The sequence below is a fragment of the Brevibacillus sp. SIMBA_040 genome, from assembly GCF_046535075.1.
Lineage (GTDB): Bacteria > Bacillota > Bacilli > Brevibacillales > Brevibacillaceae > Brevibacillus.
On record NZ_JAWRXI010000006.1, the window covers coordinates 88,017 to 104,433 of the forward strand.

Sequence of the window (16,417 nt, forward strand, 5' to 3'; positions counted from 1 at the left end):
AGCGCCTCCTCTATTTATCACTTGTTTCTGTACATCCTTTTCTAAAAGCAAATATCGTACCAAGTCGAAAAAGGGGGAAATGACAACGCTTTCTAGAATACATAAGCAGAGGTGTGTTCTGAAATGGAACAAAAAGTGTTCCAATGTAGAGCGATCAATACGATTTAAAACGGCGAACAGTGAAAAAATTCCAGTTCGTGCTATACTGAAAGGGAATGATTTTGGGGGAGGGGAAGAGTGTTGTCGACGATTGTTCAGCAATCTTGGAAACGCTGTCAGGAATCTAGCCTCAAAGCCACGGAAAAGGCTAATGATCAAATCATTTCTAGCAGAAGGATCAAAGAAATCATTCAGGAAAATCATCCTCTGGTCCGTGAAAGCTTTCCCCTTTTTACGAAATTGGCACCGTTTTTGTTGTCGACTGAGCATATCGCCTTGTTGTCCGATCAGGATGGAAATATTATTCATACGGTAGGAGACCCCGTATTTGCGAATCAGGCGCAAAAGGTACAGCTGCAGATTGGGGCAAACTGGACGGAGGGCAATAAGGGAACGAACGCGATCGGTACGGCCCTGATTGCGCAGCAGCCTGTCCAAATTCAGGGCGATCAGCATTACTTTTTGGAAAATCGCTTTTTGACGTGTTCAGCGTCGCCTATTTTTTCCCCGACGGGTGAGCTGCTAGGCGTTATAGATATTAGTACGAGAAAAGAATATTCGCATCCCTTTGCTCTGACGATTGCTTGCATGATTGCCGAGGCAGTGCAGAATCGGTTGATGCTTGCAGAAGCAGAACGTGTGATTGCGCTCCCGAGGCCGTTATCGGCGGGAGGAGCTGGGCTTAGTCTGCCGCTCGTGGGTCTGGATCAGGACGATCGGATTGTCAGTCTCAATGAGCTTGCGAAAAAGCATTTGGGAAAGGAAGCGCTGGGAACTACCCTCTCACCAGAGGTAGAGAGAACCGGAGCCAAAATACAGGATCGGCGGAGACGCGTCTGGTCGATGTCATCGGGCTCTCAGTCCAAGCCATATCCGCGACTTGCGGGGTCATGCCCGCTTTTTCTTCAGGCAAAAATGCTCGGACAAAAGGCAGCACATGTAGACTTTCCTGTATTGATTAACGGGGAGAGCGGCACAGGCAAAGAGCTGTTTGCCCAAATGATTCACGAGATGGGCCCGCGTGCAAAGGAGCCTTTCATCGCAGTGAACTGCAGTTCGATATCGGAAAATTTGATCGAGAGTGAATTGTTTGGCTATGAGGGTGGAGCCTTTACTGGAGCACATCGCGAGGGCAGGATCGGTAAATTCGAAGCAGCGAAGCACGGGACCATATTTTTGGATGAAATTGGGGACATGTCATTGCGTGCACAAGCGGCTCTATTGCGCGTATTACAGGAGAAAATCGTCACGCCTGTGGGGAGCAACCAGTCCCGTCCCATTCATGCGAGAGTGATTGCTGCCACCCATCGCAATCTACCGGAGGAGATCAAGGCAGGTCGTTTTCGGGCGGATTTGTACTATCGGCTCAAGGGTGTTTCAATTCAGGTACCACCACTTCGCATGCGCGCGGATGTGATTCAGCTGGCTGAGTATTTGATTCAAGAAATAGCGGGAGAAGAGCCGATTTTCTTGTCAAAAGAAGCGAAGCTCAAGCTGCGGTCTTATTCTTGGCCGGGAAATGTGCGTGAGCTGCAAGGCATATTGATGCAGGCGTGCTTTTTATCAGAGACGTACGAGATCGCCGCAGAGCATATTCAATTGGAGGGGCTGGAGGAAGCTGTCGTCTCGCAAAAGGCTGAAGAGACCGTTCAATCTCTTCGCGAAATGGAGCTGCAAGCCATTAAAAAAGCATTGTATACGAGTGGAGGAAATGTTAGCCAGGCGGCGAAACTGCTCCAGATCGGGCGAAACACCTTGTACCGCAAAATGGCTGAATACCACATCACATCACCAATGAATCAGGGGGATCTATGATTGCCTTATATAGGCTAGAGAAAGAGCTGGAGAAAAAAATGGCTGCTTTGTTGGAGAGAAGTGGACATAGTGCCGGTTATTTTTACTCGATTAAATCGATTTTGGATCAGATGATGAATCCGTTTGTTGTCATCACAACTGAACGTTACGCAAAAGAGCTGGAGTCGCTATCTCTCCCTGTCGTCTCTTTGGCTATCGATATGAGTGACGTGAAAAAAGCGTGGGAGAAGCTGCGGGGGGCGGAGCAAACAGACAAACAGCCCGTAGTCGTATGTGCATCAGCTAAGGAAAGAGACTGGCTACAGGTGGAGCATGCTCTGGGTACCGAAGACGAGCTTGGTTGTCTGTTTTGGTGCCAGGACGAATTCCATGACAATCATGATCACGACCAAAAGATTTACCTGATACCTGCCTGGGACGCTATGCTCTTGTCCAGTACACAGACAGGAGGAGAGCGATTTATTATTGATCCATCCATTGCGACTTTGCGCAGGGCAGTACAGCAGGCTGCATCCTTGGTCACGTACACCAAGGATCGATTGCGAGAAAAGCACCTCATGGAGGCTGTCGTCAATTCCGCGCACGATGCGGTAATCGCTGTTGATCGCCTGGGACATATTACACTCGTCAATGAGCACGCCAAAATTCTTTTGGGACTTACCGGAGAGGTTCTGGGGAAGCCGATCACGGACTATATTCCTCACTCGGACATGCTGCGTGTCTTGAAGACGGGACGTCAGGAGCTGGGGGATGTCGCTACCGTTTTGGACCGCTCCATAGTCATTAACCGTATTCCGGTCATCGTCAAGGATCAGATCGTGGGTGCGGTTTCCAATTTCAAAGAGATTAGCGACATTCAAAAGATGGAGATGTCGCTTCGAAAAAAGCTGCATGATAACGGCCTCGAAGCCAGATATCGTCTCGACAGCATCATCGGCTCAGCGCCCAAGATTGTGGAAACAAGGGAGCAGGCAGCCTTATTTGCAAAGACAAGTGCAACGGTATTAATAACAGGTGAATCAGGGACGGGCAAGGAGCTGTTTGCCCAAGGAATTCATTTGGAAAGCGGTCGAGCGTTTGGGCCCTTTTTGGCGGTCAATTGTGCTGCTTTGCCGGAAAGCCTTTTGGAAAGTGAACTGTTTGGATATGAGGATGGTGCTTTTACCGGTGCCAAAAAGGGTGGAAAGCCCGGACTGTTTGAACTGGCACACGGTGGAACGCTGTTTTTGGATGAAATCGGAGAGATGCCGTTGCGTATTCAGGTGCTTTTACTCAGAGTGCTGCAGGAGCGGCGAGTCCGCCGTGTGGGTGGGGAGCGAATCATCCCGATTGATGTGCGGATTGTAGCTGCAACAAACCGCGACTTGGCCGAGGAAATTGAAAAAGAACACTTTCGCGCCGATCTTTATTACCGCATAAATATGTTAAAGCTGGATGTTCCTGCTTTGCGAGAGCGTCTGTCTGATATTCCGCTACTCGTGGAAAGCATGATTCAGGAAATGAATGAACAGCATGAGCAAAAAGTGGAGAAGGTAGATGAGGAGCTGTATTCTCTGTTTCAGACATATCATTGGCCTGGGAACGTGAGGGAGCTTCGTAATGTGGTAGAACGAATGGTACTATTAGCAAAGGGCGGCAAGATTGGAAAAGGGGACGCTGCTTTTTTATTTGCCAGAAAAAAGACAGCTCCAGCCCACAGCTTGCGGCCAGCAGCAACAGATCATTTTGACCCGGAAGCGAAGAGGATTGAAGCGGTATTGCTACAGGTGAAGCATAATAAAACCTTGGCGGCAAAGCTGCTGGGGATGGACCGGACAACTCTCTGGAGAAAAATCAAACAATATCAGATCGAGTGAGTGAAGTGTTGCAACGTTTTGTTGCAGCACTTCGTTGCTTTGTGCGGAACAATGTCGAATGGCGTTGTTTTATTTGCCTGCTATGAAAGCGTTTCATCGATTTGCCCTATTTCTTCTGACTTGGCATCAAATGTGCAAGAGTTAACTGGTGAATGGTCAAACAATTTAGATTATTTAGGGGGGAGTCGATTGCTTCATTACTCGATCGCCGTGATTCCCGGAGACGGAATCGGTCCCGAGGTGATGGACGAGGGACTGAAAGTATTAAAAGCACTCGAAGAATGCCATGGAGGAATTCGTTTCGCCAATGATGTGATGGACTGGAACTGTAAATATTACCTCACACACGGTAGAATGATGCCGGAAAGTGGATTGGATACATTAAAGGATTACGATTTGATCCTGCTTGGTGCAGTGGGAGCACCTGAAGTACCCGATCATGTTTCGGTATGGGAATTGATCTTGCCTATTCGCCGAGCATTTCAGCAATATGTGAATCTGCGCCCTGTAAAGCTGCTCCGGGGATTGGAAAGTCCGCTGCGCTACAAGGAGCATGCTGATCTCGATTTCGTGGTAGTCAGAGAGAATACAGAAGGCGAATATTCTAATATGGGCGGGCGTATGCACCAAGGAACACCGTACGAAATGGCTGTGCAGAACAACGTTTTTACTCGTTACGGGACGGAGCGCATCCTTAAATATGCTTACTCTTTGGCGGAAAAACGACCGAGAAAAAGGCTGACGGCTGCGACAAAATCGAATGGAATTAACCACTCCATGCCGTTCTGGGACGAAATTGTCAAGGAGGTTGCCCGCGAGCATCCTGCGGTAGAAACGAATCTCTACCATATCGATGCACTCGCCGCCTATTTTATTACGCGTCCAGAGACATTCGATGTGGTCGTCGCTAGTAATTTATTTGGAGACATTTTGACAGACTTGGGTGCCGCGATTGTCGGGGGGCTGGGTCTCGCACCATCTGCGAACATCAATCCGGAACGAAAATTTCCGTCCATGTTTGAGCCGATTCACGGGTCCGCACCAGACATTGCAGGTAAAGGCATAGCCAATCCGATTGCGCAAGTATGGAGCCTGGCGATGATGATGGATCACCTCGACTTGCCTGAAGTCAGTGCGGTTATTATGAATGCGATCGAACAGGTTTTAGTAGATGGCAAAATATTGACTCCTGACCTGGGAGGCAAAGCATCGACAAAAGAACTGGGAGACGAGATTGTTCGCCACATTTATACCCAGGCGAGATAAAAACGAGGAGGAAGAGGAGAATGGACGCGAAATCGTATGATTTGTACATCGGTGGAGAATGGGTAAAAACGGAGAGCTCCATTCCCGTTTTCCACAAATACAGTGGCGAATGTATCGCATACATCGCCCGCGCTGAGCAGCACCATGTGACAGAAGCAGTAGATGCAGCGCAGAAAACCTTCAAGCAGGACACATTGACGCCGTTTAAGCGCTACAAAATCTTGTTGAAAGCATCGCAGTTGATGGAGGAACGCAGAGACGAGATGGAGCGATCCCTCATTCGTGAGGTGGGAAAAACACGCAAGGATGCGATGAATGAGCTGGATCGGACAATCAATACCCTGCTTTTGTCGGCAGAGGAAGCGAAAAAGATACACGGTGAAATGGTCCCACTGCAATCAACAGAGGGCTCCGAAAATCGTCTGGGCTTCACGATTCGCGTGCCAAAAGGAGTAATTGGGGCGATCACGCCGTTTAACTATCCACTTTTGCTCAGCACGCACAAAATTGCTCCTGCTATTGCGGCGGGCAATACATTGGTAGTCAAACCGGCGACGGTAACTCCGATTGCGACCTTTCTCCTGCTTGAGGTGTTGGAAGCAGCAGGGTTGCCAAAGGGCTATATCAATATCGTTACGGGAGCGGGCAGCCAGGTAGGCGAATGGCTTTTGGATGAAGAGCGAATCGCTATGTATACCTTTACCGGGTCAGGTGAGGTAGGACGCCATATCAAAGAACGCAGCGGCATGCGTCCTGTAGCACTGGAGCTGGGGAACAATTCTCCCAATATCGTTCATCTGGACGCTGATTTGGGGCTGGCAGCTCGTCAGACGGCAGCACGCAGCTTTCATAATGCAGGGCAGGCTTGCATTGCTGTACAGCGTATTTACGTCCATGAGGCAGTCATGCAGGAGTTTTCTGACTTGTACATTTCACATGTCAATCAGCTCAAGGTCGGCAATCCGGAAGACCCGGATACAGATGTTGGACCAATGATCAGTGAAAAAGAAGCGACTCGTACCGAGGAATGGGTACAGGAAGCGATCAGCCAGGGAGCTAAATCACTGCTGCCTGTAAAACGTGAGGGAGCTTTGTTCTACCCTGCTGTGCTGGTCAATACAACGCCGGAAATGAAGGTCGTGTGCCGGGAGGTTTTTGCTCCGGTTGTAACCATCATTCCCTATAGCGACCTGGACGAAGCGTTTGCCCAAGCGAATGATTCAGAGTACGGTTTGCAGGCGGGCATTTTTACGCGAGATTTGAATATCGCGATGAAGGCTGCGCGCACCCTTGAATACGGCGGCGTTGTGATCAATGACGTATCCACGTATCGCAACGATGTCATGCCATATGGCGGAGTCAAAAACAGTGGACTCGGAAAAGAAGGCCCGCGCTATGCAGTCGAGGAGATGACAGAAGAAAGGATGGTGGTCATTAATCTATGAACGGACAACTATTGCAGGGGAAAACAGCGATTGTAACAGGAGCAGCGTCAGGCATGGGGAAGGCCATCGCCAAGCTGTTCGCAGACCAAGGGGCACAGGTCGTTTTGGCTGACCTGAATAAGGCAGCGGCCCAGCAAGTAGCGCAGGAGCTTCCGGAAGGCAAGGGGCATGCTGTTCAAACCGATGTAGCCGATGATCAAAGTGTTGCAGCCGTGGTTCAGGAGACTATCACTGTATTTGGTTCAATTGACGTGCTAGTGAATTGCGCGGGTGTTCCTCAAGCTTTTACACCGATTGAGGAGCTGTCACTGGAACAGTGGGATAAGATCATGTCTGTTAACACGAAATCGATCTATTTGACAACGCGGCATGTGGTTCCACATATGAAGGCAGCGAGCAAAGGAAGCATCATCAATATCGCTTCAATTGCGGGAATTCGCGCCAGACCTGGTCTGAACGCCTATTGCGCATCAAAGGGCGCAGCGATCATGCTGAGCAAGGCACTAGCTATCGAGCTGGCTCCCAATCAAATTCGGGTGAATGTGATTAACCCTGGGCCTGCCGAAACACCGATGCTGGGCAAATTTATCAGCGGAGATGAAGCGCAGGTCGAAGCTGGCAAGAAGGACATTTTCATCAGCAGCGTTCCATTGGGTATGCTCATTCAGCCGGAGGATATTGCTCAAGCTGCGCTGTACTTGGCTTCCGACCTGTCCAAAATCGTCACTGGAGAAGTGATGAACGTGGATGGTGGAAGAGGGATCTAGTCAAATGCGTTAAATTTTCCTATTATTAAATGAATTTAGAAATGATCTAAAATAAAGAAATGAAATCAGGGGGACCATCGAGATGTTGCGAAAAAAATGGAGTTTGTTACTTTCCGGTATCATGTCGGCTTCTTTGCTGCTTACAGCATGTGGAGGGGGCGGCGGCCAGACCGCCCAGCCTTCCGGTCAGGCAGGTGGACAGCCTGCTGCTAGCTCAGAAGCTCCAAAGAATGACGGGCAATCTTATGTGCTGAAAGCAGGACATTCCTTGACAGAGGATCATCCATATCATCTGGCCTTGAAGAAGATGGCGGAGGATGTGGACAAGCGTTCCAATGGCAAAGTCAAAATTGAGGTATATCCACTCAGCCAGCTCGGAGCTGAGCGTGAGCTGACAGAAGCACTTACGTTTGGGACGGCAGATATGTCGATTACTTCGACAGCGCCAGTGACCAACTTCTATCAAAAGCTTGGCGTGCTGGATTTGCCGTTCTTGTTTGAAAGCCGTGAGCAAGCATACAAGGTTCTGGACGGAAAAGTAGGTCAGGACATGCTTAAAGACATGGAAAGCGTAAACCTGATTGGTCTGGCTTGGGCTGAAAACGGTTTCCGTCACATCACAAACGGTACCAAGGATATTAAAAAGCCGGAAGATGTGGCAGGAATGAAAATCCGCACGCAGGAAAACCCGATTCACCTCGCTGCCTTTGAAGCATTGGGAGCAAAACCGACTCCGATGGCTTGGACAGAAGCACTGACCGCTCTGCAGCAAGGTGTTGTAGATGCTCAGGAAAACCCTGCAATCGTAGCACAAACCTACAAGCTGTACGAATCGAAACAAACGCACATGGCTTTGACTGGTCACGTATACTCCGCTGCCATGATCTTGTTCAGCAAGCCAGTATGGGACAAGCTGCCTGCTGATGTACAGCAGCTCATCGCCGAAGAAGCAAAGAAAGCAGGTCAATACGAGCGCGAGCTGATGATCAAAATGGAAGAAGAAGCGATTACCAACATCAAGGCTAAAGGCGTAGTCATTACTGAGGATGTAGACAAGCAAGCCTTCCGCGATGCGATGAAGCCTGTATATGACAAGTTTTCTGGTCAATTCGGCAAAGAGCTGGTTGATGAAATCATGAATACGAAATAAAAGGAGAAGGGAGAAGAGCTGCGTGCTTTTCTCCCCCCTTTTCCCTGTGAAAGGAGAAGTCGTGTGGGCAACATTATTTCCAAGATAAACAGTATCACTCGCCTTATCGTTATTGCTTTGTTAGCCGTAATGGTTGTTGCCGTTTTCCTACAAGTTTTGTTCCGCTTTTTCTTGGACATGCCGCTTGCCTGGACGGAAGAGCTCGCTCGGTATTTGCTGATCTGGATCACTTTTTTAGGCTCCGCATATGCGATGGCGATCAAAGCGCATATTGGAACGGAATATATACAAAAGCATTTGTCTCCGTTCATGAACAAAGTAGTTCTTTTTGTAGCGGCGGTGCTCAGCATTTTCTTTTTTGTTGTGATGGTTCATCAGGGATATAGCTTGGCTACTAGAAGCATGACACAGTTATCGCCCACTCTGCTCGTTCCCATGGGATATGTCTACATGGTGATCCCGATCAGCGGTGTTCTGCTCATCATGAACGCTCTCCATGTAACGTGGAAAGACATCACAGGGAAGGAGTGAAACGATAGTGGGTACGATTTTATTTTTGACGCTTGTGGTTCTCCTGATCATCAATGTGCCGATTGCCGTGGCACTGGGTCTTTCCGTAGTCGTCGCTTTTATGGTAGAGGGAAATATCCCGTTGTTGGTCGTTATCCAAAAAATGTTCAACGGGACCGATTCGTTCCCGCTAATGGCGATCCCTTTTTTCCTGCTCGCGGGTAAGCTGATGGAAACGGGAGGCATTTCGGCAAGATTAATTCGATTCGCCAATACGATTGTGGGGAATTTGCCAGGTGGCTTGGCGGTTGTAGCTGTTATTGGTTGTACATTTTTTGCTGCTATTTCCGGTTCGTCAGCTGCAACAACTGCTGCTGTGGGTGGCATATTGATTCCGCATATGGTAAAAAAAGGATATAATGTGCGGTTTTCTTCTGCATTGCATGCGGCGGGTGGAACAATCGGTGTCATGATTCCCCCGAGTGTGCCGATGGTTTTGTACGGAGTGGCAGCGAGTACCTCCATTAATGATTTGTTTATTGCTGGAATCGGGCCGGGTATTCTCGTCGCGATCTCGCTTGTTGCTTACTCTTTTTGGGTTAGCAAGAAAAAGGGTTGGGGTGGTGGAGAAAAGCATTCCCCGGCTGAGATTTGGAAGGCTTTTAAAGACGCAATTTTGGCAATTCTCATGCCGGTTATTATTCTTGGCGGAATATACGGAGGAATTTTTACCGCTACTGAAGCGGCAGTCGTAGCGGTGGTCTATGCATTGATCATTGGTTTATTTGTTTACCGTGAAATTAAATGGAAGGATCTTGGAGAAATTTTTACAGGCGCAGGTACCATGACAGCTGTTATCATGCTGATCATCGCTACAGCCAACGCATTCGGATTTCTAATGACTAGGGAAAATATTCCTCAGGAAATTGCCCAATTCATGCTGGGGATTACCGATAGTACGATTATTACTCTTCTGATCATCAATGTGTTGCTGCTCATTTTGGGGACATTTATGGAAACGGCAGTAACCATTATCCTCATGACACCAATCTTGCTTCCGATCATTACAACCTTGGGCATTAATCCGGTATTGTTCGGGGTGATCATGGTCGTTAACTCTGCCATCGGTATGCTGACGCCTCCTGTTGGAATTAATCTTTTAGTGGCAGGAAAAATTGCCAAGCTGTCCAATACAGAAATTGAAAAGGCAGTTATACCGTTCCTCATTATTATGGTCATTGATTTGCTGCTCATCACCTACGTTCCGGAAATCAGCTTGTTCCTGGTGAACCTGAGCAAATAACGGAGGGAAGATAAAGTGGAATACGTGCATGCATTGGTCGAATTGCTAGGAGAAGAACGGGTTACGACGAATCAAACGGTTTTGGAGCACCATAGTCATGATGAATCGTACCATACGCCAAGGCTGCCGGATGTCGTCGTCTTTCCGCAAACGGCAGAAGAAGTTAGCAAAATTATGAAGCTGGCCCATGCCCGCCATATTGCAGTTACTCCGTTTGGTCTCGGTACGAGCCTGGAGGGTCATGCGATTCCGTATGAAGGCGGCATCAGCATGGACTTTTCCCAGATGAATCAAGTGCTGGAGGTTCGCCCGCAAGATTTTCTCGTACGGGTCCAGCCAGGAGTCACGCGCACTCAGCTGAACAAAGAGCTGAAAAAGCACGGACTGTTCTTTTCCGTAGACCCGGGTGCGGATGCGACACTTGGCGGAATGGCAGCGACGAATGCAAGTGGAACTACTTCGGTCCGCTATGGCGTCATGCGTGATCAGGTACGTGATCTGGAGGTTGTACTCGCTGATGGTCGCATCATTCACACAGGAAGCATGACTGCCAAATCATCATCTGGCTATCATTTGACAGGCTTGTTCGTAGGCTCGGAGGGTACTCTTGGTGTCTTTACTGAATTGACACTGCGTGTGTACGGGATTCCCGAAGCCACAACGGCAGCCCGGGCTTGCTTTCCGTCTGTTCAGGATGCAGTCGATACGGTTGTCGATATTTTATCCGCTGGCATACAGGTGGCGAGGATTGAGCTAATCGATGAGCGTTCCATTCGTCAGGTCAATATTTACAAGGAAACGAGCTACCCGGAAAGCCCGACACTGTTTATCGAGTTTCACGGCAGTGAGCAAAGCTTGACTCACGATATCGAATTTGCCCAAAACATTGCACAAGAGCACGGATGCCAGGAGTTTTTGTTTGAGACAGATTCCAAGGCTCGTGCCCAGCTCTGGGATGTGCGGCACAACATGGCCTATGCATTCCTGCACAAATCACCTGGTAAAAAGATGATGGTGACTGATGTGTGCCTGCCTTTTTCCGAGCTGGCTGGAGCAGTGGTCGATGCGCGGCAAGCCATTGACCGTTCGGGATTGGACGGGGCCATCCTCGGCCATGTCGGAGACGGTAACTACCATGTTATTTTGATGATTGATTTGGATGATTCTGAGGAAGTAGTTCGTGCAGAAAAACTGAATGCACACTTGGTAGAATACGCGCTCAGCCGTGGAGGGACATGTACCGGTGAGCACGGAGTCGGTGTAGGAAAGGCAAAATACCAACGCATCGAGCACGGCGAAGCACTAGACGTGATGCAATCCTTGAAAAATGTACTGGACCCGACAGGCATACTGAATCCGGGAAAGATATTTGGAGTGTAGCTATGACCTGCATTCTGTTTATAAACAGGGTGCAGGTTTTTCTTTTGAAGGCCAAGCTCACTAGGTAGAGCTTGTGATGAGTTTGCCCAGCACATGCTCCTATTTTATCTCCCTGGAGTTTACGATAAGTCTGCTGTGTTCAAATACTGTGATGACGTATTTACGCCCTACCTCAATGACTACATGGCTTCCTGCAATCTCATAATGATCGCCGTCGCTTGTCGTGACCTGATCGCCACCCCGCCGTGGATCCCATTTCTCCTCGATCAAGACTTCCTTGATGACTGGACCTATAGCGATATCTGCGACGACCTTACCGAGCATGATGAGCAGATAAAGGAGCATAACGGCAAAGACTACTAAAAGAAAATAAGTAAACCTTGTTTTTATAAATTTCGTTCTCATGTAACCAAAAATGTAACTGAAAAAAAGCAACACGCCGCAGTATCCGCTGAGTCCCATCCAGAGGATGCTGCGTTCATCCAAAGTATATTTCGCGAAAATAGCAATCGAACCGATCAGCCACCCCAGCATAACACCCATCCGGACGACGTTTCTTTTTTTCCTATACCATACCCGATCTTCAGATGAAAAAAGATTCAAACGATGTCACACTCGCTTTCTTTATATAGACAATAGACGCCATTTTCCAAGTAATGGTTGCGGGAGACCGAAAGTTCGTAGCCATAGGATTCTGAGGGTACCCACGTGCTTTTCTTAGTCAAATAAGCATCAAAGGAAAGGAGAAACGACTACAATGTGGAATGTAGATCATTGGTAAATAAACAAGAAATTCATGGAATGTAGGGAGGCAAGCATGAAGCCGATTGTTGAGATTGCCAAGACAGCAGGTATCGAAGAAGATGATCTGGAGCTATACGGAAAGTTTAAAGCGAAACTATCTAACGAGCTGTGGGAAAAGGTAGCGGACCGTCAAGATGGCAAGCTAATCCTCGTTACTGCAATGAATCCCAATCCAGCAGGTGCAGGTAAAACGCTCACCACGATTGGGTTGTCACAAGCCCTTAATTTACTGGGGAAAAAGACGATCGCCGCCCTCCGCGAGCCATCGCTTGGCCCATGTATGGGCATTAAAGGAGGAGCGACAGGTAGTGGAAAAGCGCAAATTCTCCCTGCCGATGAGATCAATCTCCATTTTACAGGCGACATACATGCGATTACAGCAGCCCATAATCTGCTTGCAGCCATGATTGACAATCATATATTTCACGGCAATCCGCGTGGACTGAATCCTAAGAAGATCGTTTGGAAACGCGCTATGGATATGAACGACCGCGCCCTGCGCAACATCGTCGTAGGGCTTGGAGATAGCAACGGCATGACGCGGGAAGACGGGTTTATGATTACTACCGCTTCGGAAATCATGGCGATTCTTTGCTTGAGCGAGAGCTTGTCAGATTTGCGAGATCGCTTGGCACATATCATCATCGGCTACGACTTTGACGACCAGCCTGTTCGGGCGGAGGAAGTGAATGCGGTTGAAGCGATGGTGGTGCTGTTGAAGGAAGCCATCAAGCCGAATCTCGTCCAAACGATCGAAGGTACACCAGTCATCATTCACGGCGGTCCGTTTGCGAATATTGCCCACGGTTGCAGCAGTGTCATCGCGACTAAAACAGCACTGAAGCTGGCTGACTACGTAGTGACAGAAGCCGGGTTTGGCGCGGACCTAGGGGCGGAGAAGTTTTTTGACATCAAATGTCGAAAAGCAGGGCTCACACCAGCAGCGGCTGTCGTCGTGATAACAGTTCGTTCCTTGAAATACAATGCGGGGGTAAAGGTTGCTGATTTGGCCACAGAGAACCTGGAGGCATTGGAAAAAGGGTTTGCCAACGTGAAGCGTCATCTGGAAAACCTCGAAAAATTTGGGGTCCCAGCAGTAGTCGCCATCAATCACTTTGCGACAGATTCGCAAGCAGAGGTAGACAAAGTCATTATGCTTTGCCAGCAGGCGGGTGTCGAGGCGGCACTCTCTAACGTTTGGGCAGAGGGTGGAGCAGGTGGAACGGAGCTGGCCGAAAAGGTAGCACGTGCAGTAGAAAGGCCGTCAAAATTCCGCTTCCTCTATGAAGAGGAGCTTACCGTAAAGGAAAAAATTGAGACGATTGTGAAAGAGGTGTATCGTGGATCGGGAGTCGTGTTTTCTCCAGGTGCACTGAAAACCATTCAAAAGGTAGAAGAGCTAGGAATGTCTCATTTGCCAGTCTGCATGGCAAAAACACCGTACTCCTTTACAGATCGTGCCGATCTATTGGGGGCACCGACTGACTTTACGATTCAGGTGAGTGAAATACGCCTCTCTGCAGGAGCAGGCTTTATTGTTGCCCTGACAGGCAGCTTAGTGACGATGCCAGGACTTCCGAAAAAGCCGGCAGCAGAACTGCTCTACGTTGATGAAGATGGCGTGATTAACGGATTAAGCTAAGATTTTGGCAATCGATTCAAGCTGACACCTATATGTGGGAGTCAGCTTTTTTCAAGTCTGGGAACAAAAAGGTGCACACTCTGTCGTATACATATAAAAATAGAGCATGTGAAATGAGAAAACAGATCGGGGGAGAGAAATATGGGATTGTTTGATGGCTTGATGGGCAATGCCTCGGAGGTCAATATTGCAGAAGTCCAAAATGAACTTGGTCAGATTTTGGCGAAAAATGAACGATTAGAAAAAGCGTACAAACTGATTCGCGACATGTTTATTTTTACAGATAAGCGCCTAATACTGATTGATAAGCAGGGACTTACTGGGAAAAAGGTTGAGTTTCATTCCATCCCGTATAAAAGTATTACGCATTTCAGTATTGAAACTGCTGGTAATTTTGACTGGGATGCCGAATTGAAGATCTATATATCCGGCAGTCAGATGCCTGTCCAGAAGCAATTTAACAAGAATCTCAACATTTATGAGGTGCAGAGTGTGCTGGCGGACTATGTGCTCAGATAAAGGGGAAAAGAATCGATTCCCCGGAGAAAGTGGGGCTTTTTGCCGATTCTATAAACCGAGGAATGTTGAACGATTTTAGGTGATCAGACATTTGCATTTTGGAGAAATGCATGGTACGATTACAGCTATGTTCTTTGTGGGGTGCATTTGTACAATCGGGGATAAAAGGGCATGTTCCGGATCGTAAGGAATAGTGCCCTTTTTTAATGAGAATTTTATAGAAGAAGGTATAGAAAAAGGAGACTGAAGTGCATTGACAACTTTTTATGAATTTGGATTAAGCGACTCACTTGTTCGCGCATTAAGCAACATGGGATTTGAAGAGGCAACTGCCATTCAAGTTCAAACCGTTCCAGCAGCTTTGCAAGGGCGTGACTTGATTGGTCAGGCACAAACGGGAACTGGTAAAACAGCAGCATTTGGTATCCCTCTCATCGAAAGACTGGATGAGAAAAGCGGAAATATCCAAGGTGTTGTTTTGACCCCAACCCGCGAGCTGGCAGTTCAGGTAGCAGAAGAGATCAATAAGATTGCCCAGTTTAAAAACATCTCTGCTCTGCCTATTTACGGTGGTCAAGACATTACTCGGCAAATCAAGGCTTTGAAAAAACGTCCTCAAATCATCGTAGCGACACCGGGTCGCTTCATGGATCATATGAGAAGAAAAACCATTCGACTCGATTCCATTGAGATTGTGGTATTGGACGAAGCTGATGAAATGCTGAACATGGGCTTTATTGACGACATTAAAGAAATTCTGCAGGAAGTGCCAGATAACCGTCAGACCTTGCTGTTCTCTGCCACAATGCCTAGAGCTATTCAGGAAATCGCTCAGCAATTTATGACTGAACCGACGCTGATTTCTGTGAAGGCAAAAGAAGTAACCGTTCCAAACATCGAGCAGCAATATATGGAAGTCGCTGAAAAGCAGAAGTTTGATGTTCTTTGCCGTTTGCTGGACATTCATTCGCCTGAGCTGGCGATCATCTTCGGTAGAACCAAGCGCCGTGTAGATGAGTTGTCTGAAGCGCTGACCAAGCGCGGCTATGGCGCCGAAGGTATTCATGGCGACTTGAACCAGGCAAAACGCGACAGCGTTCTGCGCAAGTTTAAAGAAGGTACGATTGAAGTGCTCGTGGCAACAGATGTAGCTGCTCGCGGACTGGATATCAGTGGGGTTACGCATGTATTTAACTTTGATATCCCGCAAGACTCCGAAAGCTACGTACACCGTATCGGACGTACAGGACGTGCGGGTAAAACCGGTTTGGCGATCACGTTTGTTACTTCCCGTGAAATTGACCATCTGCGTCTGATCGAGCGTGCTACCAATCGCCGCATGGAGCGCCGCACTGTGCCATCGATGGCGGAAGCATTGGAAGGACAACAGCGCATGGCTCTGGAGAAAATTTTGGAGGCTTCCGGACGAGACAATCTGTCCGCCTACAAAACGCTTGCAGAGCAATTGCTTGAAGATGTGGATTCCGTTACGCTCGTATCTGCAGCACTAAAGCTGTTAACCAAAGAGCCAGATATGACTCCAGTTCGTCTGACGGAAGAAGCACCTGTTCGTGTTGGCAAGAAAAAGATGCCACCAAAAGGCAGAAGCGGATTTGGTTCCGGTTTTGGAGGCAAACGTCCTTCGCGCCCACGCAGTGGCGATTCTCGTCCGCGTAGTGGCGACTCTCGTCCACGTAGCGGTGACTCTCGCCCTCGTAGCTCGGAAACTGGCAGCAGACCATATAACAAACAACGCTAATAGGAAAAGAACAGACCGATGCGATTACAAGCGCATCGGTCT

General features: G+C 48.3%; 13 protein-coding genes. 12 read left to right on the plus strand and 1 reads right to left on the minus strand.

The window, feature by feature from the left end; all coding sequences use genetic code 11:
- The first annotated feature begins 240 nt into the window (after window positions 1-240).
- From SB752_RS11945 to SB752_RS11985, 9 genes are all read left to right on the plus strand, one after another.
- Entirely contained in the window at window positions 241-1,974 is a 1,734-nt protein-coding gene (locus SB752_RS11945) for a sigma-54-dependent Fis family transcriptional regulator (RefSeq protein WP_410715865.1), read from the plus strand.
- Entirely contained in the window at window positions 1,971-3,830 is a 1,860-nt protein-coding gene (locus tag SB752_RS11950; RefSeq protein ID WP_410715866.1) for a sigma-54 interaction domain-containing protein, read from the plus strand. Before SB752_RS11945 ends, SB752_RS11950 begins: the two co-directional genes overlap by 4 nt.
- A 189-nt stretch (window positions 3,831-4,019) precedes the next feature.
- Window positions 4,020-5,096: a tartrate dehydrogenase gene (locus SB752_RS11955; protein WP_410715867.1), complete on the plus strand. Its 1,077-nt coding sequence runs from the start codon at window positions 4,020-4,022 to the stop codon at window positions 5,094-5,096.
- 20 nt (window positions 5,097-5,116) lie between these two features.
- Window positions 5,117-6,541, plus strand: coding sequence for an aldehyde dehydrogenase family protein (locus SB752_RS11960; RefSeq protein ID WP_410715868.1), 1,425 nt, complete (start codon window positions 5,117-5,119; stop codon window positions 6,539-6,541).
- Entirely contained in the window at window positions 6,538-7,308 is a 771-nt protein-coding gene (locus SB752_RS11965; RefSeq protein WP_410715869.1) for an SDR family oxidoreductase, read from the plus strand. The genes SB752_RS11960 and SB752_RS11965 overlap by 4 nt, the downstream gene beginning before the upstream one ends.
- A gap of 82 nt (window positions 7,309-7,390) precedes the next feature.
- The gene (locus SB752_RS11970) at window positions 7,391-8,458 is read left to right on the plus strand and encodes a TRAP transporter substrate-binding protein (RefSeq protein WP_410715870.1); all 1,068 of its coding nucleotides are present in this window, start codon (window positions 7,391-7,393) and stop codon (window positions 8,456-8,458) included.
- Window positions 8,459-8,521: 63 nt separating this feature from the next.
- Window positions 8,522-8,989 (plus strand): TRAP transporter small permease, encoded by a 468-nt coding sequence (locus SB752_RS11975; RefSeq protein WP_410715871.1) that lies wholly within the window; start codon window positions 8,522-8,524, stop codon window positions 8,987-8,989.
- Window positions 8,990-8,996: 7 nt separating this feature from the next.
- Window positions 8,997-10,271 carry a TRAP transporter large permease gene (locus SB752_RS11980; RefSeq protein WP_410715872.1) on the plus strand — a complete coding sequence of 425 codons (1,275 nt, stop codon included), beginning with the start codon at window positions 8,997-8,999 and terminating at the stop codon, window positions 10,269-10,271.
- Window positions 10,272-10,286: 15 nt separating this feature from the next.
- Window positions 10,287-11,651, plus strand: coding sequence for an FAD-binding oxidoreductase (locus tag SB752_RS11985; protein WP_410715873.1), 1,365 nt, complete (start codon window positions 10,287-10,289; stop codon window positions 11,649-11,651).
- A 99-nt stretch (window positions 11,652-11,750) separates the two neighbouring features.
- On the opposite strand, the gene SB752_RS11990 is transcribed toward SB752_RS11985, so the two are convergent.
- Window positions 11,751-12,185, minus strand: a complete 435-nt coding sequence (locus SB752_RS11990) for a hypothetical protein (protein WP_410715874.1) — start codon at window positions 12,183-12,185, stop codon at window positions 11,751-11,753.
- 262 nt (window positions 12,186-12,447) lie between these two features.
- Here SB752_RS11990 and SB752_RS11995 point away from each other — a divergent pair, with 262 nt between their 5' ends.
- From SB752_RS11995 to cshA, 3 genes are all read left to right on the plus strand, one after another.
- Entirely contained in the window at window positions 12,448-14,097 is a 1,650-nt protein-coding gene (locus SB752_RS11995; RefSeq protein WP_410715875.1) for a formate--tetrahydrofolate ligase, read from the plus strand.
- A gap of 141 nt (window positions 14,098-14,238) precedes the next feature.
- Window positions 14,239-14,616, plus strand: a complete 378-nt coding sequence (locus tag SB752_RS12000) for a PH domain-containing protein (protein ID WP_410715876.1) — start codon at window positions 14,239-14,241, stop codon at window positions 14,614-14,616.
- Between the two features lie 253 nt (window positions 14,617-14,869).
- Window positions 14,870-16,375 carry a degradosome RNA helicase CshA gene (cshA, locus tag SB752_RS12005; RefSeq protein WP_410715877.1) on the plus strand — a complete coding sequence of 502 codons (1,506 nt, stop codon included), beginning with the start codon at window positions 14,870-14,872 and terminating at the stop codon, window positions 16,373-16,375.
- The last annotated feature ends 42 nt before the right edge of the window (window positions 16,376-16,417 follow it).

Coding starts and splice junctions, on each gene's coding strand:
- SB752_RS11950 (WP_410715866.1), top strand. CDS start 1,971: ATGATTGCCTTATATAGGCTAGAGAAAGAGCTGGAGAAAAAAATGGCT.
- SB752_RS11960 (WP_410715868.1), top strand. CDS start 5,117: ATGGACGCGAAATCGTATGATTTGTACATCGGTGGAGAATGGGTAAAA.
- SB752_RS11965 (WP_410715869.1), top strand. CDS start 6,538: ATGAACGGACAACTATTGCAGGGGAAAACAGCGATTGTAACAGGAGCA.
- SB752_RS11970 (WP_410715870.1), top strand. CDS start 7,391: ATGTTGCGAAAAAAATGGAGTTTGTTACTTTCCGGTATCATGTCGGCT.
- SB752_RS11990 (WP_410715874.1), bottom strand. CDS start 12,185: ATGCTGGGGTGGCTGATCGGTTCGATTGCTATTTTCGCGAAATATACT.
- SB752_RS11995 (WP_410715875.1), top strand. CDS start 12,448: ATGGAATGTAGGGAGGCAAGCATGAAGCCGATTGTTGAGATTGCCAAG.
- SB752_RS12000 (WP_410715876.1), top strand. CDS start 14,239: ATGGGATTGTTTGATGGCTTGATGGGCAATGCCTCGGAGGTCAATATT.